The 343-nt window shown below is 32.1% G+C and carries 1 pseudogene; it reads right to left on the reverse strand.

Annotated features, from left to right (window positions below):
* Positions 1-45 precede the first annotated feature (45 nt).
* Positions 46-343: pseudogene (locus UYK_RS24590) on the reverse strand (condensation domain-containing protein); the annotation flags it as partial.

Below are 343 nucleotides of genomic sequence, written 5' to 3' on the forward strand. Positions count from 1 at the left end.
CATCTTGTTTCCTCTGTTTCATCTGTAATGTCAATCACCTGCCGCTTAACTTTCTTTAACTTGAGTTGAAATTCTTTCTTTTCGCTTTTTGTTTTGTATTGATGTTTGTTGCTTATCAATTGAAATCATTTTTTCAATTAATTCGTTTAATTTTGCTGTTGGCTTAGTGACGACATAGTTTAAAAGTGTTTCAAAATGTCCTAGCATTCGAGCTATGGTAGTGGAGTAAAATAAATCCGTGTTGTACTCCAATGCTGTAATTATTCCTTGTTCTGTTTCTACTATTTCCCAAAGTAAAATCAAGTTGAGTTTTTGGTTTTTCAACCTGGAAAGATTTGATAGT

Source organism: Fischerella thermalis PCC 7521, assembly GCF_000317225.1.
GTDB classification, from domain to species: Bacteria; Cyanobacteriota; Cyanobacteriia; order Cyanobacteriales; family Nostocaceae; genus Fischerella; species Fischerella thermalis.